19 protein-coding genes are annotated in these 23,461 nt (G+C 48.9%); 18 read left to right on the top strand and 1 reads right to left on the bottom strand.

Going from position 1 to position 23,461, the window contains the following annotated elements; genetic code table 11:
• Window positions 1-952: 952 nt before the first annotated feature.
• A complete protein-coding gene (locus DW121_RS12620) occupies window positions 953-1,855 on the top strand; it encodes a DUF5106 domain-containing protein (RefSeq protein ID WP_187120036.1) in 903 nt (300 codons plus the stop codon).
• Window positions 1,856-1,868: 13 nt separating this feature from the next.
• On the opposite strand, the gene DW121_RS12615 is transcribed toward DW121_RS12620, so the two are convergent.
• Window positions 1,869-2,450, bottom strand: coding sequence for an HdeD family acid-resistance protein (locus DW121_RS12615; protein ID WP_117712511.1), 582 nt, complete (start codon window positions 2,448-2,450; stop codon window positions 1,869-1,871).
• 546 nt (window positions 2,451-2,996) lie between these two features.
• Here DW121_RS12615 and trpB point away from each other — a divergent pair.
• The 17 genes from trpB (at window position 2,997) to DW121_RS12530 (ending at window position 23,446) form a co-directional block, all read left to right on the top strand.
• On the top strand, window positions 2,997-4,187 hold the full coding sequence (gene trpB / locus DW121_RS12610; RefSeq protein WP_118323958.1) for a tryptophan synthase subunit beta: 1,191 nt from the start codon (window positions 2,997-2,999) through the stop codon (window positions 4,185-4,187).
• An 8-nt stretch (window positions 4,188-4,195) separates the two neighbouring features.
• The gene (locus tag DW121_RS12605) at window positions 4,196-5,596 is read left to right on the top strand and encodes an anthranilate synthase component I family protein (protein WP_118323957.1); all 1,401 of its coding nucleotides are present in this window, start codon (window positions 4,196-4,198) and stop codon (window positions 5,594-5,596) included.
• 33 nt (window positions 5,597-5,629) lie between these two features.
• A complete protein-coding gene (locus DW121_RS12600; RefSeq protein WP_117712538.1) occupies window positions 5,630-6,223 on the top strand; it encodes an anthranilate synthase component II in 594 nt (197 codons plus the stop codon).
• A gap of 258 nt (window positions 6,224-6,481) precedes the next feature.
• Window positions 6,482-7,480 (top strand): anthranilate phosphoribosyltransferase, encoded by a 999-nt coding sequence (trpD, locus tag DW121_RS12595; protein WP_117712505.1) that lies wholly within the window; start codon window positions 6,482-6,484, stop codon window positions 7,478-7,480.
• A gap of 56 nt (window positions 7,481-7,536) precedes the next feature.
• On the top strand, window positions 7,537-8,409 hold the full coding sequence (gene trpC, locus DW121_RS12590) for an indole-3-glycerol phosphate synthase TrpC (protein ID WP_118323956.1): 873 nt from the start codon (window positions 7,537-7,539) through the stop codon (window positions 8,407-8,409).
• A 118-nt stretch (window positions 8,410-8,527) separates the two neighbouring features.
• A complete protein-coding gene (locus DW121_RS12585; protein ID WP_117712501.1) occupies window positions 8,528-9,157 on the top strand; it encodes a phosphoribosylanthranilate isomerase in 630 nt (209 codons plus the stop codon).
• A 13-nt stretch (window positions 9,158-9,170) separates the two neighbouring features.
• Window positions 9,171-9,947, top strand: coding sequence for a tryptophan synthase subunit alpha (gene trpA, locus DW121_RS12580; RefSeq protein ID WP_118323955.1), 777 nt, complete (start codon window positions 9,171-9,173; stop codon window positions 9,945-9,947).
• Window positions 9,948-10,017: 70 nt separating this feature from the next.
• Window positions 10,018-11,058: an asparaginase gene (locus DW121_RS12575; protein WP_117712496.1), complete on the top strand. Its 1,041-nt coding sequence runs from the start codon at window positions 10,018-10,020 to the stop codon at window positions 11,056-11,058.
• Window positions 11,059-11,498: 440 nt separating this feature from the next.
• Window positions 11,499-13,841, top strand: coding sequence for an LruC domain-containing protein (locus DW121_RS12570; protein WP_158573928.1), 2,343 nt, complete (start codon window positions 11,499-11,501; stop codon window positions 13,839-13,841).
• A 33-nt stretch (window positions 13,842-13,874) separates the two neighbouring features.
• On the top strand, window positions 13,875-14,234 hold the full coding sequence (locus tag DW121_RS12565) for a PleD family two-component system response regulator (protein WP_117712492.1): 360 nt from the start codon (window positions 13,875-13,877) through the stop codon (window positions 14,232-14,234).
• Between the two features lie 15 nt (window positions 14,235-14,249).
• On the top strand, window positions 14,250-15,419 hold the full coding sequence (locus DW121_RS12560; RefSeq protein ID WP_118323953.1) for a sugar transferase: 1,170 nt from the start codon (window positions 14,250-14,252) through the stop codon (window positions 15,417-15,419).
• 118 nt (window positions 15,420-15,537) lie between these two features.
• Entirely contained in the window at window positions 15,538-16,284 is a 747-nt protein-coding gene (locus tag DW121_RS12555) for a TolC family protein (protein WP_233555811.1), read from the top strand.
• A gap of 5 nt (window positions 16,285-16,289) precedes the next feature.
• Window positions 16,290-18,458: a GumC family protein gene (locus DW121_RS12550; RefSeq protein WP_118323952.1), complete on the top strand. Its 2,169-nt coding sequence runs from the start codon at window positions 16,290-16,292 to the stop codon at window positions 18,456-18,458.
• Window positions 18,459-18,467: 9 nt separating this feature from the next.
• On the top strand, window positions 18,468-19,910 hold the full coding sequence (locus DW121_RS12545; protein ID WP_118323951.1) for an O-antigen ligase family protein: 1,443 nt from the start codon (window positions 18,468-18,470) through the stop codon (window positions 19,908-19,910).
• Window positions 19,911-19,917: 7 nt separating this feature from the next.
• Entirely contained in the window at window positions 19,918-21,111 is a 1,194-nt protein-coding gene (locus tag DW121_RS12540) for a glycosyltransferase family 2 protein (protein ID WP_118323950.1), read from the top strand.
• Between the two features lie 12 nt (window positions 21,112-21,123).
• Complete coding sequence (locus DW121_RS12535) at window positions 21,124-22,245, top strand: glycosyltransferase family 4 protein (protein WP_118323949.1); 1,122 nt, start codon at window positions 21,124-21,126, stop codon at window positions 22,243-22,245.
• Window positions 22,246-22,252: 7 nt separating this feature from the next.
• On the top strand, window positions 22,253-23,446 hold the full coding sequence (locus DW121_RS12530) for a glycosyltransferase (RefSeq protein ID WP_118323948.1): 1,194 nt from the start codon (window positions 22,253-22,255) through the stop codon (window positions 23,444-23,446).
• Window positions 23,447-23,461 lie beyond the last annotated feature (15 nt).

Below are 23,461 nucleotides of genomic sequence, written 5' to 3'. Positions count from 1 at the left end.
TACTTGTATTGTTTATGTAAATCTCTTCAAAGATCGCTTCTTTTTCGATTGCTTTTCTTTTTCAAAAGCGGATGCAAAGGTAAAAACTTTTAAGTATATCTTCCAAATTTTTCCGGAAGTTTTTTTTCTTTTTCTTTCAGAGCTCTTTTAAAGGAGCGGAGAAAGAGAAGTTCTTTTTCCTTGCGAGTCGGACTGCAAAGATAAGGAGAAATTTTAATATCTTCCAAATATTTTCGGAAAATTATTTTTCATTTCTTTTTCTCTCTTTTACAGCATCCATACGCTTTTGTTTCAGAATGTCAATCAATCGCTGCTTTCATTCTCGAAAGCGGATGCAAAAGTAGAGGATTTAGCAATATGCACCAAATATATCTATCTTTTTTTTCACGAAAACATGAAACTTTTTCGTAACTCGCTGATTGATAAACCTGTTGTAAAGCATATTTTCAAAAGCGGATGTGCACGATAACGGAAGGCATACATTATAATATAATATACGCGGGCGCGCGTAAAGACGGCAGGGCATTAGGTTTATGAATAAATACTTGCCTACGGTGAAAATTCCGTTTGATATACGTCAAACGGGGGTTGCACCATAGGCAAAACCTTGTTTGATGTACATCCTATTTCCTGAAGTTCTCAGAAATTCTATTTTTTCCGAATAAAAATCGCCGCGCGTTATCGCGGTATATATCGCAGTATTATAATATGTACAGGGATTTTTCTTTAAAAAAAGGGAATTATACGCGCCCGCGCGCGTACATTATAATGTACGGCCGAATGTTTGTATCCGGTCGTTCTTTGTATGCAGCAAATAAAAAACATCCTTTGCTTCATGGATTCTAACTTTTATACTACCTTTGTGTACAAGGTAAATATGAAAGAGGATATGAATAATGGGGTGAAAAATATTATCACGAAGCTTCTGCCCGTCTGCGCATTGCTCTCCCTGATGCTGAACGCCAACACCGCATGCAGCAGCGAACAGGCCGGCAAGAAACAATCGGCAGCGATTGCTGCAGACACCGTCACCACCCTTGTGCTGCCCGCAATACCCGCCATGCTGAGTACTCCGGAACTGCGTGCAGACTATCTGGCACGCCACTACTGGGACAACGTGGACTTTGCCGACACCAACTACATACACCATCCCGAAGTGACGGAACAAGGCTGGGTGGACTTCATCGACATCCTGCGGCTGGTTTCTGCCGGCACCGCCGACGCCGCCTTAAAACAACTGTTTCTCCGGGCAGAGAAAGAAAAGAAATGTTATACGTACCTGACGTCTCTTGCGGAGAAATATCTGTATGACCCCAACTCGCCGATGCGCAATGAGGAGTTTTACATTTCCGTCCTGGATGCCATGCTGAAATCTCCCGTCATGGACGATACGGAGAAAATACGTCCGAAAGCCCGGCGGGAACTGGCGCAGAAGAACCGTGCAGGCACAAAAGCGCTGGACTTTACTTATACGCTTGCCAACGGCAAACAGGGCAACTTGCATGGCATAAAAGCTCCCTACACGTTATTGTTCATCAACAATCCCGGCTGCCATGCTTGCGGCGAGGCTATCGAAGCCCTGAAGCGCAGCCCCGCTACCGCCCAAGCCATTGCACGGAAACGGGTGAAAGTTCTTTCCCTCTATCCCGATGCGGATTTGGCGGAATGGCGGAAACACCTCTCCGACTTTCCCGATGAGTGGATTAACGGATACGACAAAAAGCGGACGATTGAACAGAAGAACCTTTACGACCTGAAAGCCATCCCTACCCTGTATCTTCTGGACGAGGACAAAACCGTGCTGCTGAAAGATGTCACAGCCCAAGAGATTGAGGAGTACTTGCAGAATATCTGAAAAAACATCCCCTTCATTCTATGATTTTGGCATCTTCGATGTCTGCATCATCCTCGGCCTTGCCGCCGGCAACAGGCGTCTTGGGACGGAGACGGGTGAACTTGAACCAGTTTACCAGTTCCGAAGCCGCATAAACCAGACTGGTGATTCCGATAATGATGAACGCCGTGGAGCGTACTCCCGTGGGGTTGAACAACGCAATCAGCCCGGCAAGCAATATCAGCACCGGAACAACGTAGAACCCACCCGGTACGGGCGTCCACCTGCGTGCAGCGGAGAGCGACGCTATCTGTTGCACACCGCCCATCACAAGGATGAAGCCCAGCACAAACGTCAGCAAATCGGCAAAGAAGCCCGGCATGATAATCAGCCACAAGCCGAACAGCAGACTGCCCACCCCCTCTACCGGGAAGCGGCGGCGCACCTCGGCGTTCTGAGCGTAATATCCTATAATACTGATGAGCGAAGGTACAAGGAAAATGACACCAATCGTTATCACAAAATAATCACCGGCACGGTCGGGAAACATCACCAACACCAAGCCAATTACCAGCGCGCATACAGCACGCAAGAATGAATAACTTAATCCTTTCATGAGTCTTTGATTTTTTGCGAAGATACATTATTTATCCGAACAACCCCGCATGACGGTGCCGAAAAATCAATTCACATTGAGCCAAGCGTTCAAGTCCTCGGCTATAAACAGCCAGTATAGCAATAAAACAATGGCGATAATAGCACCTACGGCAATCAGATGTTTCCGTCTCATAGTTTGTTCCTTTCTTTTTATTAGTAAATAATGGTTGTTACTTGTGATAGAGAACAACATTTCAAGATAAATGTTCTAATACGAAAAAAAAGTAAGATTTATTTTGGCAATTAAAACAATGTGCTTATATTTGCCCCTGTTAAAACAAAAAAAGACAATGAAAACAATGTTCGTAAATACATATTGGTGGTGGCACCCGTTACAACTCCGGCAGTCGTAAGGGAGCAGTGCTCGTATGTATATATGTAATATAAGAAAGATATAGGAAAAGAGCCCTGTCGCACCAAGCGACGGGGCTTTTTTCGTTTAGGCAACGCCCCTGCCTGTCCAAATATCAATGATAAACGGGAGATAATAAAAACAACAAACAATATGGCAAGTTTCTTAGTAGACAAAGAAGGTTATTACGGAGAATTCGGCGGAGCATACGTTCCCGAAATACTCCACAGATGTGTAGAAGAATTGCAGAACACCTATCTCAGCGTGCTGCAAAGTGAGGATTTCAAGCGTGAATACGACCAATTGCTGCGCGACTACGTAGGGCGTCCCTCTCCGCTATATCTGGCTAAGCGCCTGTCGGAAAAGTACGGCTGCAAGATTTATCTGAAGCGCGAGGACCTGAACCACACCGGCGCGCACAAGATAAACAACACCATCGGCCAGATTCTACTGGCACGCCGCATGGGAAAGCGCCGCATCATTGCCGAGACAGGCGCAGGGCAGCACGGCGTTGCCACCGCCACCGTCTGCGCCCTGATGAACATGGAGTGCATCGTGTACATGGGCAAGACCGACGTGGAACGCCAGCACATCAACGTAGAGAAGATGAAGATGCTGGGAGCAACCGTAGTCCCCGTCACCAGCGGCAACATGACCCTGAAGGACGCCACCAACGAGGCCATACGCGACTGGTGCTGTCATCCGGCAGACACCTACTACATCATCGGCTCCACCGTAGGCCCGCACCCCTATCCCGATATGGTGGCACGCCTGCAGTCGGTCATCAGCGAGGAGATTAAGAAACAGCTCATGGAAAAGGAAGGGCGCGACTGTCCGGACTACCTCATAGCCTGCGTAGGCGGCGGCAGCAATGCAGCCGGAACCATCTACCACTACGTCGACGACGAACGTGCGCAGATAGTCCTCGCCGAAGCCGGCGGCAAAGGCGTGGAAACGGGGATGACCGCCGCCACCATCGCCCTCGGCAAACTGGGCATCATCCACGGCGCCCGCACCTACGTCATACAGAACGAGGACGGGCAGATTGAGGAGCCTTACTCCATCTCCGCCGGACTGGATTATCCGGGCATCGGCCCCATGCACGCCAACCTTGCCGCAAAGAAACGCGCCATCGTGCTCTCCGTAAACGACGACGAAGCCATCCGCGCCGCCTACGAACTGACCAAACTCGAAGGCATCATCCCCGCACTGGAAAGCGCCCATGCCCTCGGCGCACTGGAGAAACTGAACTTCAAGTCCGACGACGTAGTGGTGCTGACCGTTTCGGGACGGGGAGACAAGGATGTGGAGACGTATTTGGAGTATGGGGAAACCGCTAAATAAGAACAACAATGAAACAGTATGATTATCAAACAGTGAGCCGCACGATACTTGGCGACCTGCACACACCCGTAAGCACCTACCTGAAGGTACGCGACATCTTCCCTCAAAGCGCGCTGATGGAGAGTTCCGACTATCACGGCAGCGAGAACAACCGTTCCTTCATCGCACTTTGTCCGGTGGCAAGCGTCAGCATAGACCACGGCGCCGCCATCTTCCGCCTGCCCGACGGCACACGCGAGGAACGTCCCGTCACCGAAGAATATCGTGTGGAGAACGCCTTGCGCGACTTCCTCGACCGCTTCCACGTGGAGGGCGAATACAGCAACTACTGCGGCCTGTACGGCTACACCTCCTTCAATGCCGTACGCTATTTTGAGAACATCGCCGTAAAGGACAGCCGCGAAGCCACCAACGACGCGCCGGATATGCTATACATATTATATAAGTATCTCATCGTCTTCAACGACTTCAAGAACGAGATGCTGTTGCTGGAGATGCTTGCCCCCGACGAGAAAAGCGAACTGGACAAAGTACATAAAGCCATCCGCAACCGCAACTACACCGCCTACGACTTCCGTGCCGTCGGCGAAACAACCTCTCCGCTGACGGACGAGGAGCACAAAGCCAACATCCGCCGGGGAATAGCCCACTGCCTGCGGGGTGATGTTTTCCAGATAGTCCTCTCCCGCCGCTTCGAACAGCGCTTCACAGGCGACGACTTCAAGCTCTATCGTGCCTTGCGCAGCATCAACCCCTCACCCTACCTGTTCTACTTCGATTTCGGCGGTTTCCGCATCTTCGGCTCCTCGCCCGAAACGCACTGCCGCATCGAAGGACGCCATGCCTACATAGACCCCATCGCCGGCACTACCCGGCGCACCGGCGACCCCGAACAGGATGCCGTAAACGCCCGATACCTGCACGACGACCCCAAGGAGAATGCCGAACACGTGATGCTGGTGGACCTTGCCCGCAACGACCTCAGCCGCAACTGCCGCGACGTGAAGGTGGACTTCTACAAGGAGATGCAATATTACAGCCACGTCATCCACCTCGTGAGCCGCGTGAGCGGCGAGCTGAACAGCGAAGCCGACCCCGTCAAGGCGTTCATCGACACCTTCCCCGCCGGAACACTGAGCGGTGCGCCCAAAGTACGCGCCATGCAGCTCATCAGCGAACTGGAACCGCACAACCGAGGCGCATACGGCGGCTGCATCGGGTTCATCGGACTGAACGGCAGTCTGAATCAGGCCATCACCATCCGCACCTTCGTCAGCCGCAACGGAGTGCTGTGGTTTCAGGCAGGCGGCGGCATCGTAGCCAAAAGCAACGACGAATACGAACTCCAAGAAGTGAACAACAAGCTGGGAGCACTGAAGAAAGCAATTGTGATGGCTGAGAAAATGTGAGTGCATATACATTGTAAATTGTAAATGAAAAAGATGAAAACGGTTATTATAGACAATTACGACTCTTTCACCTACAACCTCGCGCATCTGGTGAAAGAACTCGGCGCAGCGGTAGACGTGCTGCGCAACGACCAATTCAGAATGGAAGAGCTGGAACGGTACGATAAAATCATCCTCTCCCCCGGTCCCGGCGTGCCCCAAGAAGCCGGATTGCTGACGGACGTAATACGCACCTATTCCGGCAAGAAACCCATACTGGGCGTATGCTTGGGCGAACAGGCCATCGGAGAGGTATTCGGCGGACGGCTGGTGAACCTCAGCAACGTGTTTCATGGCGTACAGACCCGCATACGGCTGGCAGAACCGGACTACATCTTCCGGGGACTGCCCGAAGAAATTCCCGTAGGACGATACCACTCTTGGGTGGTAGATGCGGAGGGGCTGCCCGAAACGCTTGCCGTCACCGCCGTCAGCCCCGAAGGGCAGATTATGGCGCTGAAGCACCGGGAGTATGACGTTCGCGGCATACAATTCCATCCGGAATCCGTGCTGACTCCGGACGGAAAACTGATAATGAGGAACTGGCTGCAAGGTGACGCAAACCACACACCTCACGAGGACAAATGACACACCTCGCAGAGAGAAATGACACACCCTGCAAGGGCAAACCACGCACCTTGCGGGAGCAAATCACACACCTTGCGGGAGCAAATGAACGTCATACACTATCTGTCATTCAGAGCATAGCGAAGAATCCCTTCCCCATGCACACACAAGAGAGCAGATTCTTCGCTTCGCTCTGAATGACAGGCAGCATAAACTTTTTAATCACTAACAGAAACAAATGACAGGCAGCATAAACCTCTTAATCACTAACAGAAACAAATGAAAGCAATATTAGCCCGCCTCTTCAACCACGAAGAGCTCACCGCAGAGGAAACCAAGCAAATTCTCCTCAACATCAGCCGGGAGATGTATCCCGAAGCTCAGATTGCTGCGTTACTCACTGTATTCCAGATGCGTGGCATCACAGTAGACGAGTTGACGGGGTTTCGCGAAGCACTTATGGAGACGCGAATCCCGATAGACTTCGCGCCCTATCGCCCCATTGACATCGTAGGTACGGGCGGCGACGGGAAGAACACGTTCAACATCTCCACCTGTGCCTGTTTCATCGTGGCGGGCGCAGGCTACAAAGTTGCCAAACACGGCAATTACGGAGCCACTTCCGTGAGCGGAGCAAGCAACGTGATAGAGCAACACGGAGTGCGCTTCACCAACAATCCCGACATCCTGAAGCGAAGCATGGAGGAGTGCAACATCGCCTACCTGCACGCACAGCTGTTCAATCCGGCAATGAAGCTCGTAGGCCCTGTGCGCAAGGCACTGGGAGTACGCACACTCTTCAACTTGCTGGGCCCGCTGGTAAACCCCTGCCAACCCGCCTACCAGCTGCTGGGCGTGGCAGACCTCTCGCAAATGCGTCTCTACACGAACGTCTTCTACAAGCTCGGCATCGACTTTGCCGTAGTAAACAGTCTGGACAGCTACGATGAAATCTCACTGACCGATGAATTCAAGGTAATGACCCGCAATTACGAACGCATCTATCGTCCGCAGGCACTCGGCTTCAGCGCGGTACGACCCGAAGAGCTCTCGGGCGGGGACTGCAAGGAGGATGCCGCACGCATCTTCGACAATGTACTGAACAACCGCGCGGAAGCCGCCCAAACGCAATGCGTCATCGTAAACGCCGCCTTCGCCATCCAAGTAATGGAACCGGAAAAGGAGATTGAAGAGTGCATCGCCATAGCCCGCGAATCGCTGGAAAGCGGACGGGCGCTGAAGACGCTGAAGAGATTTATAGAAATAAATAAATGTTGAGAAGCAGATTATATCAAGACTATCTGTCATTCAGAATTTATAACTCATACCCCCTTATGGATATTCTATCAGAAATAACAGAACATAAACGAACCGAAGTGAAACTGCAAAAACAAGCCGTTTCACCGGAACAACTGCGGGAACAGGCGCAGGAGCTGATGAACGCTCCCCAAGCCCCCCGCCGCAGCATGAAACAGGCGCTTGCCGCATCCTCCACGGGAATCATCGCCGAGTTTAAGCGTCGCTCTCCCTCGAAAGGCTGGATATACGAGGCAGCCCAAGCCGGAGAAATACCCGCCGCATACGAGGCTTCCGGCGCCGCCGCACTCTCTATCCTGACGGACGAGAAGTTCTTCGGCGGCTCGCTGCGCGACATATGCACAGCACGCCCGCTGGTCAATATCCCCATCTTGCGCAAAGACTTCATCATCGACGAATACCAACTGTTGCAGGCACGTATCGTTGGCGCAGATGCCGTATTACTGATTGCCGCCTGCCTGACGCAAGAAGAATGCGCCACCCTCACCGCCCGCGCCCATGCCCTCGGGCTGGAAGTGTTGCTCGAAATCCACAGCCCTTCCGAATTGTCCTATATAAGTAGGGAGGTGGATATGGTAGGCGTAAACAACCGCAACCTCGGCACGTTCGTCACCGATGTAGAAAACTCTCTCCGCATCGCCAACCGGCTGCGGCAAGCGGTAGCGGATGTTCAGGGCAGTGCCGGCACCCGCAACCTGCCGCTACTCGTTTCGGAAAGCGGCATCTCCCATCCCGAAACAATCTGCCGCCTGCGCACCGCCGGATTCCGCGGTTTCCTCATCGGAGAAACCTTTATGAAAACCCGCCGGCCGGAAGAGGAGCTGAAAGAATTTATACAGGAGATTGAGGGGAGGGAGTCAAAGGGACTAAAGGGGGCAAAATGCACGTGATGATTTTTTAGGCACGGATTACACGGATTTCACGGAAAGAAGGATAAAGTAAATCCGCGTAATCCGTGCCTAAAAAGAAACAAACAGTAATATAGTAAATAATAAAACCATAAATCCCATGTTTTCTCTAATTATCAAAGTATGTGGTATGACTGAAGCGGAAAACATCCGCGACGTAGAACAACTGGGCGTAGACATGATAGGTTTCATCTTCTACCCCAAGTCTCCCCGCTGCCTATGCGAAATACCGGAGTACCTGCCCGAGCACGCAAAGCGTGTCGGTGTTTTTGTAAACGAAAGCAAGGAAAATATCCTGATGTACGCCGACCGGTTCGCACTGGATTACATCCAGCTTCACGGCAACGAATCTCCCGAATACTGTCGCTCGCTACGCAGCAACGGCCTGCATCTCATCAAGGCATTCTCCCTTTCGCACCCCAAAGACCTCGCGGCCGTCTCCGCCTACAAGGGATTATGCGATTACTACTTGTTCGACACCAAGACACCGCAGTACGGCGGCTCGGGCAACCAGTTCGACTGGAACCTGCTGCACCGTTACAGCGGAATGACTCCTTTCCTACTCAGCGGCGGCATCAACCCTTACAGCGCCAAAGCCATCAAAGAGTTTCACCACCCCAAACTGGCAGGCGTCGACATCAACAGCCGCTTTGAAACAGTTCCGGGCAAGAAAGACGTGGAGCGCATCAAGGCATTCCTACAAGAAATACAAAGCATTACCAACCAATAATATCAAACTCAATATGAACCGCATCAACCAGCTTTTTCAGGACAGCCCCAAAAACCTGCTGTCCATCTACTTTTGCGCCGGCTGCCCCACCCTCGGCGGCACAGCCAACGTTATCCGCACCCTCGAAAAGAACGGAGTGGACATGATAGAAATCGGCATCCCCTTCAGCGACCCCATGGCCGACGGCATCGTCATTCAAGACGCCGCCACCCGCGCCCTGCGCAACGGCATGTCTCTCCGCCTCCTCTTCGAGCAACTGGGCGACATCCGTCGCAATGTCCGCATCCCGCTCATCCTGATGGGCTACCTCAACCCCATTATGCACTTCGGCTTCGAAGCGTTCTGCCGGCAATGTGAAGCGTGCGGCATCGATGGCGTAATCATCCCCGACCTGCCCTTCAAGGACTACGAAGAGTACTATAAAGCCATTGCACGGAAATACGACCTCCGTGTCATCATGCTCATCACCCCCGAAACCAGCGAGGAGCGCGTCCGCGAAATAGACGCCCACACCGACGGCTTCATCTATATGGTATCATCTGCCGCAACCACCGGCGCGCAAAAGGACTTCGACACCCGGAAGCAAGCCTACTTCAAGAAGATGCAGGATATGCACCTGCGCAACCCCCGCATGGTAGGTTTCGGCATCAGCAACAAACAAACCTTCGATGCCGCCTGTTCCCACGCTTCCGGAGCCATCATAGGCAGCCGTTTCGTCACTTTGCTCAACGAATACGAGGGAGATGCACAGAAAGCCATCTCGCACCTGAAAGAAGATTTAAGAAAGTGACTATTCCTCAGCCATCCTACCACTTTTTTCCTTATCTTTGCGCCCGAAAAACGAGTTAAACGAGATATTTATGAAAGCAGATTACCCTTCCGTACTCTTGATTTACACGGGCGGAACTATCGGAATGATAGAAAACCCCGAAACAGGTGCCCTCGAGAATTTCAATTTCGACCACTTGCTCAAGCACGTTCCCGAATTGAAACGCTTCAACTACCGTATCTCGTCCTACCAGTTCGACCCGCCCATCGACTCCTCCGACATGGAACCCTCTCTGTGGGCAAAGATTGTCAAGATAATAAATTATAACTACGACTTTTTCGACGGCTTCGTCATCCTGCATGGAACCGACACAATGGCATATACGGCATCAGCCCTCAGTTTCATGCTCGAAAACCTTGCGAAGCCTGTTATCCTCACCGGCTCTCAACTGCCCATCGGAACACTGCGCACGGACGGAAAGGAAAACCTGATTACAGCCATCGAAATAGCCGCCGCCAAGAACCCGGACGGCACTGCCGTTGTCCCTGAAGTCTGCATCTTCTTTGAAAACGAACTGATGCGCGGCAACCGGACAACCAAAATCAACGCCGAAAACTTCAATGCTTTCCGCTCGTTCAACTACCCCGCCCTGGCAAAAGCCGGCATCCACATCCGCTACAACGAGCACATCATCCGCCGCCCCGATCCCGCACGACCGATGAAACCGCATTATCTCTTCGACACCAACGTCGTGGTACTCACCCTGTTTCCCGGCATCCAAGAGAGTATTATCAACTCCGTGCTTCATGTTCCGGGACTGAAAGCGGTGGTGCTCAAAACTTTCGGCTCGGGCAATGCCCCCCAGAAAGAATGGTTCATCCGCCAATTGAAAGATGCTACGGAACGGGGCATCGTCATCGTCAACATCACCCAGTGCCAAAGCGGTGGCGTCGAGATGGGACGCTACGAAACCGGGCTGCATCTTCTTGAAGCCGGCGTCATCAGCGGCTACGACAGCACGCCCGAATGCGCCGTCACCAAACTCATGTTCCTCCTTGGACACGGACTCAGCCAGGCAGAAATTCGCTACCGGATGAATTCGGATTTGGCGGGGGAAATTACAAAAGAGTAATTTCCTCTTTTGTAATTTCCCACTCCCCCGTTTTTTTCCAGTTGACTTTGGGCAGCTTTTACAAGTTTTTTATTGCAACGATAGCCGGATTTAACAAAATATTCATCATAAATAGTCAAAAAAGACAATATTTACAATCCATTTTTCAATTAGTATGACTACTTTTGTGGCGTAAACAATAAAAAGTTGATTATTTTATTCAACACGCAAACAAAACTGTAAAAACATTTATAAATTCACTTATGAAAGATGCTTTGGAACTTATTATATCGCGATACATGGTACGCTGCGGTTAAAATTGGTTAACAATTATCGGTTTACGCACTATATGTAAGCTATCTTTAGCTAAATAAATGTATTTTTGCTAATTATCAAACAAAACATTATATATGGGAAATTATTTTAAAATAAATCACATTCTATTGCTTTCCGCACTTATAATGAGTTTTATTTTTTACAGCTGCAAAGAAGATGTCTTCGACGCTGAAAAAGTGCAGGCCACCTATCAGGACAAATTCCCGGTGAAAGATATAGATCCCCAAATGGATTGGAAGACAACCTGTCCGGTTGATGTAAGCATATCCGTCTACGAAGATTACGGCACAGACTACACAGTCGAGGTTTTCGACTATAATCCGTACGCAACAGATGCAGTAGCCCATTTGCTGGCAAGCGGCACAGCCAATCAGGACTTGATATTCCAAACCACCATAGATTGCCCGCTGACTTTGGAGCGCGTCTACGTTTCGCGCATGGATTCCAAAGGGCGTCGCATCATGAAAGTTGTCCCCGTCAGCAACCGGCGGATAGAAACCACGTTCGGCATACAGGCTCTCACCCGTTCCTCGGCACGCGCCGGAGCTGATGAGGGCGAAGTGCAGATTAAGACGATGGCACGTCCCTATACAGACAGTGAAATCGAAGAATTACTAAGTAAGGCAACAGTCTACAACGGGCAAGATATGGACACCGACATTGCCCGTACCAACATTTTCAAGATTACCAAATCCTATTCCGGCGGCATCAATCATGGCGGCGCCACTACCCCCGATGCGGGAACCCTCAAGCTGATAATCGCCCCCGGTGCCAAATGGGAAATACCCTCTCCGCAAGTCATCAACCAAGGGCTGGAAATCATCGTAGCCTCCAGAGGCGCCATAGGGTTGAAATCGGGCGGGCAGTATGAACCCTCCCTCCGATTCACCAACAGCTCATCCTTAGTGGTATTAGGCACTGCCTATCAGGAAAATGAACCGGATGCGGCGGAAGACACCCGCGGGAAGATTACAGGAAAAGGTTGGATTGAATTTTCCAACGGCGGAACCAATTACAATGCCGGAAAGATAGATGTGGACGGCATCAACAACAACGGCGGCACTCTCTATAACTATGGAGAGATAGACGCAGGCAAACTGTTAGGCTCATCTACCGGAAGCCTGTACGTGAACCATGGTGACGTGGAAGTCCACCAAATCGGTGACAACCAAAGCACCGGTCCCCAACTGGAGAACAGTTGCAAAATAGAAGTAGAGAACTTCCTTGCCTCCAACGGCATCAAAATGGGAAAAGGCTCGCTTATAGAAGCCAAGCATCTCTATGCCTACAACTATATAGACCTCGATGCCAATTCCATGATTGACATAGAAAACACCACCAACCTGTCCAACTGTAACATCACGGGACCTACTGCCGCCAAGAGCTATGCTCTGTTGAAGCTGGAGCACATCAATCAGGCAAACTGGACGGGTTCAATGGGAACGGAAGTAACCCAAGGCTATGTTATCAATAATGTATATTGTGAATACAAGAAAGCCGTTGAAAACTTCGACAACTATTGTCTGAACGGCACAGCCGGCGGAAGCGGGCATAAAGGCAACGGCAACGCCACCATTTGCCTCCCCGGCAAGGCGCCTTCCTACATTCCCGAAGGACGCTGCACTGGTGCAGGCAATACCCCCGACGAATCGGGCGACGATGTAAACCCCGGCGAGATGCCCTACACATACGCCTTTGAAGACAACTACCCGCTGGTAGGCGATTACGATTTCAACGACATCATACTGGACGTAACCACCACCTATCATCGTGAAAAAAAGACGAACCACATCAAACGCATCCAGCTGAACGTTACGCTTGCCGCCACCGGCGCCGTCAAGAGTATCGGTGCGGCATTGCGCATTGTCAATATCAACAAAGCGGACATCAAGAGTATCTCCCCCGCCGGAGACTACAAACGATTCCACGCTACGCTGGGCTCCGACGGCTTCTTCACTTTCGACTCCGGCACGTGCATGGAGAACGGTGACAACGCTGTCGTCATCCCCCTCTTCGGCAATGCCCACAAAGTGTACGACGGTGTGGAACAAGGCAAGATAGTCAATACCGGTTCCGGCACAACTGCCAAAGCCTACACATACGAGCTCATCATAGAGCTGGCCGACCAAAGCCGCACCGTCCCCTTGTTCTCCAAAGACAATCTCGATTTCTTCATTTGCTACAAATATAGAAATATGCAAAAACGCATGGAAATACATCTCTACGAATTCTGGAAATACGGAGCCACAGCCAACGGAACCGTCCAGCAATCGAACCTCGACCTTGCCGGAAACAACACGTGGGCCATCTGTGTACCCGACTTCAGATACCCGAAGGAGAGAATCAATATCAGCAACCAAAAGGATGAATCAGACTGCGCCTATCCCAAGTTTCTGGACTGGGCCCGCAACCGGGAAACGAACAAAGACTGGTATAAATATCCGATTGCAAAGAACATATATCGATAAACAAACAATATTCAGATCATTATAAACATACAAATGAAAACAATACTATTCGTAGATGACAAACCGGCTATCGGCAAGGTTCTTTCCGTCTATTTGGGAAAAGACAACAACTTAGTGTACGTGGAAGACCCTATCAAAGCCATAGAATGGCTGAACGAAGGAAATGAGCCGGCCCTCATCATCTCAGATATACGGATGCCCCGCATGACAGGCAGCGAATTCCTGCACTATCTGAAAGGCAACGCACTTTTCAAGCACATTCCGGTCATCATGCTTTCGTGTGAAGAAAGCATCAGCGAGCGAATCGGGCTACTCGAAGCCGGAGCCGAGGATTATATCCTCAAGCCGTTCAACCCGCTGGAACTGAAAGCCCGTATCAAGAAATTCCTTTAAAGTCCATCAAAGGGTATGCTGTATTACATCTATATAGGAAACAATCGGGCTATCATCGACCATTTGAGCAAAGTCACAGGCGGTATGTTCATGGCTGTGTCCTCATGCAACAAAGCGGTAAAGATTATCGACGGCATACGCGAACGGTATAATACGTCCATTCTCTACGAACAAACCGATGATGTGGAAAAAGACTGCAAAAACATAGATTTCCTGCACAAACGTTTTCCACGCGTCTACATGATTCTTGTCACAGAATCACTTCAAAGCCAACATCGCAAATCCTATCTGCAGGCAGGCATCAACAACACCCTGCCCCCTAAGGCGGATGAAGGTGCAATCCGGCAAATGGACCGGTTCCTTAATGTGCGCAAGGCAAGCAAACTGGAGGAGTTCAGCCATTCTCACCGCAAGATGCTCAACACCTTTCACCTGCCCCTATGGAAGCGCACTTTCGATGTCCTTTTCGCCACCGCATCACTCCTTATACTGTCACCGCTGCTTATTGCCACCGCAATAGCCATACGTTTGGAGAGCAAAGGAAAAATAATCTACAAGTCGCAACGTGTAGGCAGCAACTACCGTATATTCGACTTCCTCAAATTCCGTTCCATGTACACCAATGCGGACAAGCGGCTGAAAGAACTGAACGCCCTCAACCAATACAAAATGGAAGAGGAAATCTCCGACGAACAACCTGAAATAAGGTTCGACGACCTTGTGGGGACAGAGGAGGAAGAAGCTACCCTGTTGATTTCGGACGACTTCGTAATCACCGAAGAGGACTTCCAAAAACAGAAGTCGCAAGAGAAGCAGAATACATTTGTCAAGATAGAGAACGACCCTCGCGTCACTCGTGTAGGGCGCTTCATCCGCAAATACAGCATCGACGAACTGCCGCAGCTCCTCAATGTCCTGAAAGGCGACATGAGCATTGTAGGCAACCGCCCTCTCCCCCTTTATGAAGCGGAGTTACTGACCAGCGACACCTACATCGAACGTTTCATGGCCCCTGCCGGACTGACGGGACTATGGCAAGTGGAAAAACGCGGCGGAGCCGGCAAGATGTCCGCCGAAGAACGAAAACAACTGGATATCAAATATGCCGAGAGATTTTCATTTTGGCTGGACATGAAGATACTGCTAAGAACGTTTACGGCGTTTGTGCAGAAAGAAAATGTATAAGAAAAACAAGAACTTTATGAAATATGAAATAAGCAACAAATGCAACTCAATCAGTATAGGTGCCATACTATCTTTGGTTCTGTTATGCTTCTCTGCAAATGTTGCTGCGCAGCAAGAAATGACCCGCGCCGAGCGCATTAAGGTATTGCAGCTGTTGAAAGCCAATGACACGGAATTGGAAAAAGCCACCCAAACGGAAGCCACAGACCCCTCCGGTAAAATTATCAATGAGCTGGAACTGCCTCCCCTTTCTGTTTTTCTGGATGCGGTGACAGAAAATGCCACCGTAAAGCGGGCGCAGTCTCAAGTAGAGCAAGTAAAAAACGAATACCGGCTACAAAAACGAGATTGGCTGGACTATTTTCGGTTGAATGGAAATTATGCATATGGACGGTTCAACACCCTGAGTGACAACAGTGAAACTTTGGTGGATTGGTATCAGTCCACAAGTGTAGGTTCACGCCATACTTTCAATGTGGGGGCAAGTGTCAGCGTCAGTCTCAGCGACTTATTCAACCGCCCCCTACGGTTGAAAAGATACAGATACGACATCGAGCAACTGCAATACACCCAAGAAGAGGTAATGGAAGACCGCAAGCTCAAAGTGCTTAATGCCTACAACGCTGTAACCGAACAGCTTGCCACTATCAAGGCAAAAGCCGAATCGGCAGCACTCTATAACGCACAGATGAAGATTTCAGAGAATAACTTCATAAATGGAACCATAGACATCATTTCCTTGTCCTTGGAGAGAGGGAGACGTTCTACGGCTGTCGTGCAATACGAACAAGCTCGTGTAAGCCTGCACAACGCTATTATTCTATTAGAGATGCTGACCAATGTAAAAATCATCAAAGACAAATAAATTTTATGGATGTCATACAGTTCATACCGCAATTTCTTTATCGCATCCGCTACCGGCTGTTGTGGGGAAGCCTTATTGTTACAGCTTTGGTGATTTATTTCACCCAGTTTCTACCGTTCAGCTACACAGTCAACAGTAACATTTATGCCGGTGTAACCAACGCAACTTCCATTACCGAAGAACGATTTGATTATTTCTCCGTCAACAGTACATTCGATAATATCATCAATATCGGAAAGTCCAAAGGAACGTTGGAAAAAGTATCAACCCGCTTGCTTGCCACCTGTCTGGTGCATGGCGACGAAGAAAAAGACACTCCCTACATCCTTGCCAAACATTACCGCCAGCTGTTGCAAATCACCCCAAAGGAAGTACTGGCGCTGGTAGACCGCAAATCAGTGGAGAAAACTACTGAAAATCTGAGCAAATACCGTCAGCCTAATAAGGCAAACTTTGTATACTCCATTTTCAGCCAGCCCTCCAGTCCGTTTTTCAGCCTCAGAGCATTAGAAAAGATTGTTATCAGGCGTCTGGGAAACAGTGACTTGATTGACATAAACTATACTTGCAGCGACCCCGGCATTGCCCAGAACACAATTGCCATTTTGGAAGACGAGCTGACCAAAGCCTATGAAATACTCCGTTTCAGCTCTACCAGAAATGTAATAGCCTATTTCGAAGAACAAGTCAGAAAGGCAAAGGTTACCCTAACCAAAGAAGAGGATGACTTGATGCGTTATAATGTACAAGAAGAAGTTATCAACTACGGAGAACAAACCAAAGCCCTTGCCATCACCAAATACGAAGTAGATGACCGCTACGAACTTGCCAGACGAGAATATGAAGGAGCTCGTGCCCTGCGCGATATGCTGGAAAATAAAATGGACGTGCGTGCCCGGCTGATACGTACCAATACCAATCTCCTGCAAGAATTGGAAAAAGTCAGTAAGCTGAACGAGAAAATAATGGAACAAGAGATTTTCACTACAGATACGGAACATGACACCAACGAAGAACTCTTGAAAAACAAACGTGAACTGCAAAAAGCGGAAGAGAGCATCAGTCATTTGTCTGACAACATCAATGAATACGCCTTCTCTAAAGAAGGAGTAGGCATACAGAATATGGTTAATGAATGGCTGCTCGCCGTTGTCAACGAGGCTAAAGCGCAAGCAGAACTTAAAGTGTTGGAGGACCGTCGGAAAGATATTCGTGAAGGATACAAAACCCTATCCCCTGTCGGAACACAGGTCAACCGCAAGGAACGTGCAGTAAGTCTTGCCGAAGATACCTATCGTGAAGTGCTCCGCGGTCTATCCGAAGCCCGTCTCCGCCTGAAAAACATTGAAATGAGTACGAGCAATCTTCAAGTTATCACCCCGCCGGAATACCCATTGACAGATAATGGTCGCAAACGTTTATTGTACATCATTGCCGCCTTTGTAGGCAGTGTGATATTCATTATCGGCTTCTCATTGCTGGTGGAACTGATAGACAGAACTTTGCGCGATGCCGACCGCAGCAAGCGTCTCACCGGATTGCCTGTGATTGCAGCTTTCAACGGTATCAGCAATTTGAAATTCCGTGGTTTCCTCAAAGCGTGCAACCGTCGTGCAGCCGCCTATGTCTGCCAGCAACTCAATCAATATCTCAAGCCCAACCGGTCTGTTGTCATTAATCTGCTCAGTATGGAAGAAAGGGAAGGAAAATCTTTCCTTGCCAAGTACTTTGCCGACTACTGGAAGACGGAGGGGCTAAAAGTGCGCATCGTCTCTTATCACATAGACTTTGAGATAGATAAAAAAGAATACGTACAAGCACAACAGTTGTCGGATTTTTGGCAGAAGAACGAAGCGGAAGAAACTCCGGACATCATTTTAGTGGAATATCCGGCATTATGTCACTTTACCGTACCGGAATCCGTGATAGCCGGGGCGGATGTCAACTTGTTGATAGCAAATGCCGCACGTTTGTGGAGCGCAAAAGATGATGCACGTTTGCAATCATTGCACAAGGCATTGACAGAGAAGCCCTTCTTCCTCTACCTCAATAATGCCGACCGCGAAGTAGTGGAATCGTTTACCGGACCACTCCCTCCCCACAACTCTATACATAGTTTCTTCAGTAATCTGGCACAATTAGGACTCACATCTCAAGAAGCTGCTGTAAAATAACATCCAAAGATGATAGAACGAGGATACATATCACCCAAAGTATTGCTCTATGCCGGACTTGTTGCAGGACTGGCAGCTATCGTCGCCTGCTCCAGTAGCGGTATGTTGGCAGGAGTAATTGCAGTCATGTTCTTTCCGGCAGCCATGTATTATCTGATACAAACAATACGTTTCCCGATTATCGCATTCTATGGATTATTTATCCTCAACTATTTTATAGCCAGCATAATACGCTACGGGCAGCTTTCCGGGTTCAGTGTCATCATGGATATCGGGCTGTTCAGTACCTTGTTTACCGCTTTGGTTCATTCCATACTAACGAAAAAGCTGCCATGGAGCAACGGGATAAATATGCTTACGATAGGCTGTACCCTATGGGCTGTTTACTGTTTTCTTGAAGTTGTCAATCCCACTGCGGTGTTTGAGGCATGGAGTACTTCACGAGGCCTTATATACAATGGGCTTTTAGTGGCATTTTTAGGAAGTGTACTCATCGACCGATTAAAGTATGTGAAGCACATTGTCTTCATTTTATCCGTTTTGGTATTGTTAGCCGCATTAAAAGCCTTCATCCAGAAATACATAGGATTCGACCCGTTAGAGAAGGCATGGCTCGCTCAGGGTGGTGCCAAAACACATATCATCGCTACGGGAACCCGTTATTTCTCTTTCTTCACAGATGCCGGAAACTTGGGTTCCAATATGGGTATGGCAGGCATCTTTTACGGCATTGTTGCTATTTACAGTTCCAACAGGCAGACAAAAATTTACTATAGTATCGTCGCCCTGTTGGGAATATACGCCATGTTCCTCTCCGGCACACGCGGAGCCATGGCGGTTCCATTGGGAGGACTAGTCCTTTTTGGTTTGATAAGCAAGAAAGCCAATCTCGTAATAGCCACCGGAATACTTGGCATTATCATTTATGTATTCTTCGCCCATACCTACATCGGTCAAGGCAACCCGATGATACGCCGAATGCGCACGGCCTTCACTCCTACGGAAGACGCTTCGTTCAATGTGCGGGCAGAGAATAAAAAGAAACTGGCGGTATACCTCAGGAAACGTCCTTTTGGAGAAGGATTGGGATTGGGCGGCGTAGAAGCGCAACGCTTTGCCAACCGTGTGACAACTACGATACCTCACGACTCCACTTACGTAAAGCTATGGATGGAAACCGGGATAGTAGGCTTGTGCTTGTATTTAGGAATACTCATCGCAAGTCTTTTGCGGGCTTGCCACATAGTGATGTTCCGCGTCAAAAACAACGAATTGCGCGGGCTACTCACCGCCATGTTGTGCGGTGTGTTCGGACTGATGATTAGCGCTTACGGCAACGCCTTTTTCAATCAGTTCCCCACCCAAATCATTGTATTCACCTTCTTGGCTACCGCACTGAACGGGCAGCGTATAGATAGCTATATTAACAACGAGATAAAACAAAATAAATAAAAGGAACATGAATTTTGATATTTTTTCCATATTCAATCCCGACTGGTGGATGGACGAAAACAACAATGCACTGCTGATTACAGACTCCATTCTGTTTTTGTTTATGGCAGTGCCGGTGCTATACTTGTTTGTCTGTGCGCTTTTCTCACTGGGCAAGTACAAGAATCCTTACCCCGTCGCCAAAATAGAACACCGCTTTTTAGTATTGTTCACAGTATTGAAAAACGGCAAAGAAGTTATCGAGTCCATCAACCATTTTTTGGATACGCAACATTATCCACGCGAGAAATACGACATAGCCGTTGCCGCCACCCAACTGTCCGAAGAAGACCTGATGACCCTGTTACAGATGCCTGTCAACATTGTTGTGCCCGACAAGGACCACTGTACCAAAGTCTATGCCATCCAGCAAGTCATGGAGCGATATTCGCCCGACGAGTACGACATGATAGTCCTCTTCAACTCCGACAATAGAGTCGTATCGGAAGCGCTGCACCTTTTCAATAACGCTTATTATTCCGGTTGCGACGCCATACAGGCACACCGTATGACCGAGAACCTGACCACCAGCATTGCCGTACTTAATGCCACCAGCGAAGAAATCAACAACAACATCTTCCGCAAGGGGCACACACGTATGGGCTTTTCATCCGCCCTGATAGGCTCCGCCATGGCATTCGACTTCCGAATGTTCCACGAGATAGCCCCCACCCTGAAAGGTTCGGACATAAGCAAAATCATGGAGACGGCGCTACTGAGACAAAACATATATACGGAATATCTGGAAGAGGTGGTTTGTTACAGCCGCAAAGAGGAAAGCGCCAACGGCTACGAAGCCCAACGTGTGGGATGGCTGCGCTCACAATACAGCAGCGCCCTGTTCGCTATCAAGAAGCTCCCCTTCGCCATGCTGCGAGGAGAATGGGACTATTGCAACAAGCTGTTCCAATGGCTGCTGCCTTCCCGCTTCCTATTGATAGCCCTCATCATTTTCTTCACGGCTGTCATTACGATTATAGACTGGGCGCTTAGTCCCAAATGGTACCTGCTGCTTGCCGCCATCATTCTCACCTTCATCATGGCATTGCCCGAAGGAGAAATAGCCCGGCGCTTCAGGAAAGCGATATGGGCATTGCCCATCCTGATGTTCGAATCCATTTTCAGCCATATCCTGCGATTCAAGAAAAAAGGAAAAAAATAATAGAAGAAGCGTATGAAAATAGCCATTGAAGCTCAACGTATATTCCGTCCCAACAAGCATGGCATGGACTTCGTTGCACTGGAGTCCATCCGGGAATTACAGAAGCGTGACGATGGCAACGAATATTACATACTCGTTGCTCCGGGCGAGGACCGCTGCCTGCAAGAGTCTTCCAACCTCTCTATTGTGGAAGTGAAATGCCCCAGCTATCCGTTGTGGGAGCAGATAGCCTTACCGCTTGCGGTGAAACGTTTGGGAGTCGACCTGTTGCATTGCACTTCGAATACCGCCCCCTTATGGTGTCCCGTTCCGCTGGTACTGACACTCCATGACATTATCTATCTGGAGCCGCGCCAACATCGCAGTCCCTCGCTCTACCAAGAAATGGGATGGCACTACCGCCGTTTGATAGTACCGCGCATACTGAAGAAATGCCGGAAGATAATCACCGTCTCGCACTTTGAGTGTGAGCGCATCCGCAAGGCGTTGCACATTCCCACCGACCGCATCACCGCTATTTACAATGGTTACAACACACATTTCCATCCGTTGCCGGAAGTGGATATGGACATTGTCCGGCGATACATTCCTGATAAAGACTTCCTTTTCTTCTTAGGCAATACAGACCCTAAAAAAAATGCGGCACGTGTATTAAAGGCATACAGCCTATACCTGCAACGTTCTGCCGCAAAGCGTCCCCTGCTCATCGCAGACCTGAAAGAAGAATACATAGACCAGCTACTGCAACAAGAAAACATCGCCCACATAAAACCTCACCTGTGTTTTCCGGGATATATCCCCAACAGCGACCTCGCCACGCTCTATAATGCCGCCTTTGTTTTCCTTTATCCCTCGCTCCGCGAGAGTTTCGGCATCCCCTTGCTGGAAGCCATGGCGTGCGGTACACCCGTCATCACGGGAAACATCTCCGCCATGCCCGAAGTGGCAGGAAGCGGCGCACTGACCGTAGACCCCTTCAAACCCGAAGAAATAGCGGACAAACTGCTGGAACTGGAGCAAAGCCCTGATTTATACCAACGCCAAAAGGAATACGGACTGCAAAGAGCGCTGTGCTTTTCATGGGCAGAAACAGCGAAAGAATTATTGAAAGTGTATCAATCCATAAAAATCTAAAGGGATTATGATTACAGGCAGAGACTTCGTTATCACAGGTTTACAACCATGGGACATTGCTATCGGCTCCAACGCCAAAGATATTGCCAAAGAGATAGCAAAGCACAACCGTGTGCTCTACGTAAACACACCTATTGATGCACTGACATTATGGAAAAACAGTCCTGCGCCGGATATACTACACCGTAAAGATGTTATTCGAAAAAGAAATGGGGCTATACGTCAGATAGAGGCCAATCTGTGGGTTTTGGATTATCCATTCAGCATACTTCCTTGTAATTTCCTACCTGACGGAAAGATTTTCGATGCTGTCAACAAAATGAACAACAAGAAAATGTATAGCTATCTCTTGAAAACAATCAAACAATTAAAATTCAACAATTACATACTATTCATAGACAACGACATCTATCGTAGTTTTTATGCCAAGGAATTCCTATGCCCTATCCTCTCCATCTATTATAGAAGAGACAATATGGTCAGTCATTTTTGGAGTAGGCACGCCCCCCGCTTAGAACCTCTGATATGTGCTAAAAGTGATTTGGTCATGACAAACTCCATACAATTGGCAGATGCAGTCAGAACCTACAATCCTCATTGCTATGACATTGGACAAGGAGTGGATTTAAAGGATTACGATATCAAGAACTCCTATCCGTTACCCAACGATATGAAAGACATAAAACGTCCCATCATCGGTTATATGGGATGGATAACGTCCTTAAGGTTAGATGCCGATTTGATATATAATGTAGCCAGGGGCTTGCCTGAATATTCGTTCGTATTAGTAGGAGGAGAAGATACATTCTTCAAGAATCACAAAGCCCACAGTTTACATAATGTATATTTTTTAGGAGAAAAGCACCAGACAGAAACGGTAAATTATATGGCTCATTTCGATGTATGCATCAATCCTCAACTCATCAATGATATAACCATCGGCAATTATCCGCGTAAGATAGATGAATACTTAGCACTGGGAAAGCCCGCTGTGGCAACAAGCACAAAAGCCATGGAACTTTTTAAAGATTATGTTTGGAACTGTATCGGAACCGAAGAATATAAGCAAGCAATACGCCAAGCATTGAATGCCAACGATGCTAATATTATCAAAAGCCGCATAGAATTTGCCCATACACATACTTGGACAAATACAGTTAATAAGCTTTATGATGTTATCGAAGAAAGCAACATTATATGACAAATAAAATAGGAT

Source organism: Bacteroides sp. AM10-21B (assembly GCF_003472565.1).
GTDB lineage: Bacteria > Bacteroidota > Bacteroidia > Bacteroidales > Bacteroidaceae > Bacteroides > Bacteroides propionicigenes.
This window is presented reverse-complemented; position numbering and strand designations above follow the sequence as displayed.

What these genes read in the sequence shown, in the direction of transcription:
- DW121_RS12620 (WP_187120036.1), top strand. Translation starts at nt 953, where the DNA reads ATGCTGAACGCCAACACCGCATGCAGCAGCGAACAGGCCGGCAAGAAA.
- DW121_RS12615 (WP_117712511.1), bottom strand. Translation starts at nt 2,450, where the DNA reads ATGAAAGGATTAAGTTATTCATTCTTGCGTGCTGTATGCGCGCTGGTA.
- trpB (WP_118323958.1), top strand. Translation starts at nt 2,997, where the DNA reads ATGGCAAGTTTCTTAGTAGACAAAGAAGGTTATTACGGAGAATTCGGC.
- DW121_RS12605 (WP_118323957.1), top strand. Translation starts at nt 4,196, where the DNA reads ATGAAACAGTATGATTATCAAACAGTGAGCCGCACGATACTTGGCGAC.
- DW121_RS12600 (WP_117712538.1), top strand. Translation starts at nt 5,630, where the DNA reads ATGAAAACGGTTATTATAGACAATTACGACTCTTTCACCTACAACCTC.
- trpD (WP_117712505.1), top strand. Translation starts at nt 6,482, where the DNA reads ATGAAAGCAATATTAGCCCGCCTCTTCAACCACGAAGAGCTCACCGCA.
- trpC (WP_118323956.1), top strand. Translation starts at nt 7,537, where the DNA reads ATGGATATTCTATCAGAAATAACAGAACATAAACGAACCGAAGTGAAA.
- DW121_RS12585 (WP_117712501.1), top strand. Translation starts at nt 8,528, where the DNA reads ATGTTTTCTCTAATTATCAAAGTATGTGGTATGACTGAAGCGGAAAAC.
- trpA (WP_118323955.1), top strand. Translation starts at nt 9,171, where the DNA reads ATGAACCGCATCAACCAGCTTTTTCAGGACAGCCCCAAAAACCTGCTG.
- DW121_RS12575 (WP_117712496.1), top strand. Translation starts at nt 10,018, where the DNA reads ATGAAAGCAGATTACCCTTCCGTACTCTTGATTTACACGGGCGGAACT.
- DW121_RS12570 (WP_158573928.1), top strand. Translation starts at nt 11,499, where the DNA reads ATGAGTTTTATTTTTTACAGCTGCAAAGAAGATGTCTTCGACGCTGAA.
- DW121_RS12565 (WP_117712492.1), top strand. Translation starts at nt 13,875, where the DNA reads ATGAAAACAATACTATTCGTAGATGACAAACCGGCTATCGGCAAGGTT.
- DW121_RS12560 (WP_118323953.1), top strand. Translation starts at nt 14,250, where the DNA reads ATGCTGTATTACATCTATATAGGAAACAATCGGGCTATCATCGACCAT.
- DW121_RS12555 (WP_233555811.1), top strand. Translation starts at nt 15,538, where the DNA reads ATGACCCGCGCCGAGCGCATTAAGGTATTGCAGCTGTTGAAAGCCAAT.
- DW121_RS12550 (WP_118323952.1), top strand. Translation starts at nt 16,290, where the DNA reads ATGGATGTCATACAGTTCATACCGCAATTTCTTTATCGCATCCGCTAC.
- DW121_RS12545 (WP_118323951.1), top strand. Translation starts at nt 18,468, where the DNA reads ATGATAGAACGAGGATACATATCACCCAAAGTATTGCTCTATGCCGGA.
- DW121_RS12540 (WP_118323950.1), top strand. Translation starts at nt 19,918, where the DNA reads ATGAATTTTGATATTTTTTCCATATTCAATCCCGACTGGTGGATGGAC.
- DW121_RS12535 (WP_118323949.1), top strand. Translation starts at nt 21,124, where the DNA reads ATGAAAATAGCCATTGAAGCTCAACGTATATTCCGTCCCAACAAGCAT.
- DW121_RS12530 (WP_118323948.1), top strand. Translation starts at nt 22,253, where the DNA reads ATGATTACAGGCAGAGACTTCGTTATCACAGGTTTACAACCATGGGAC.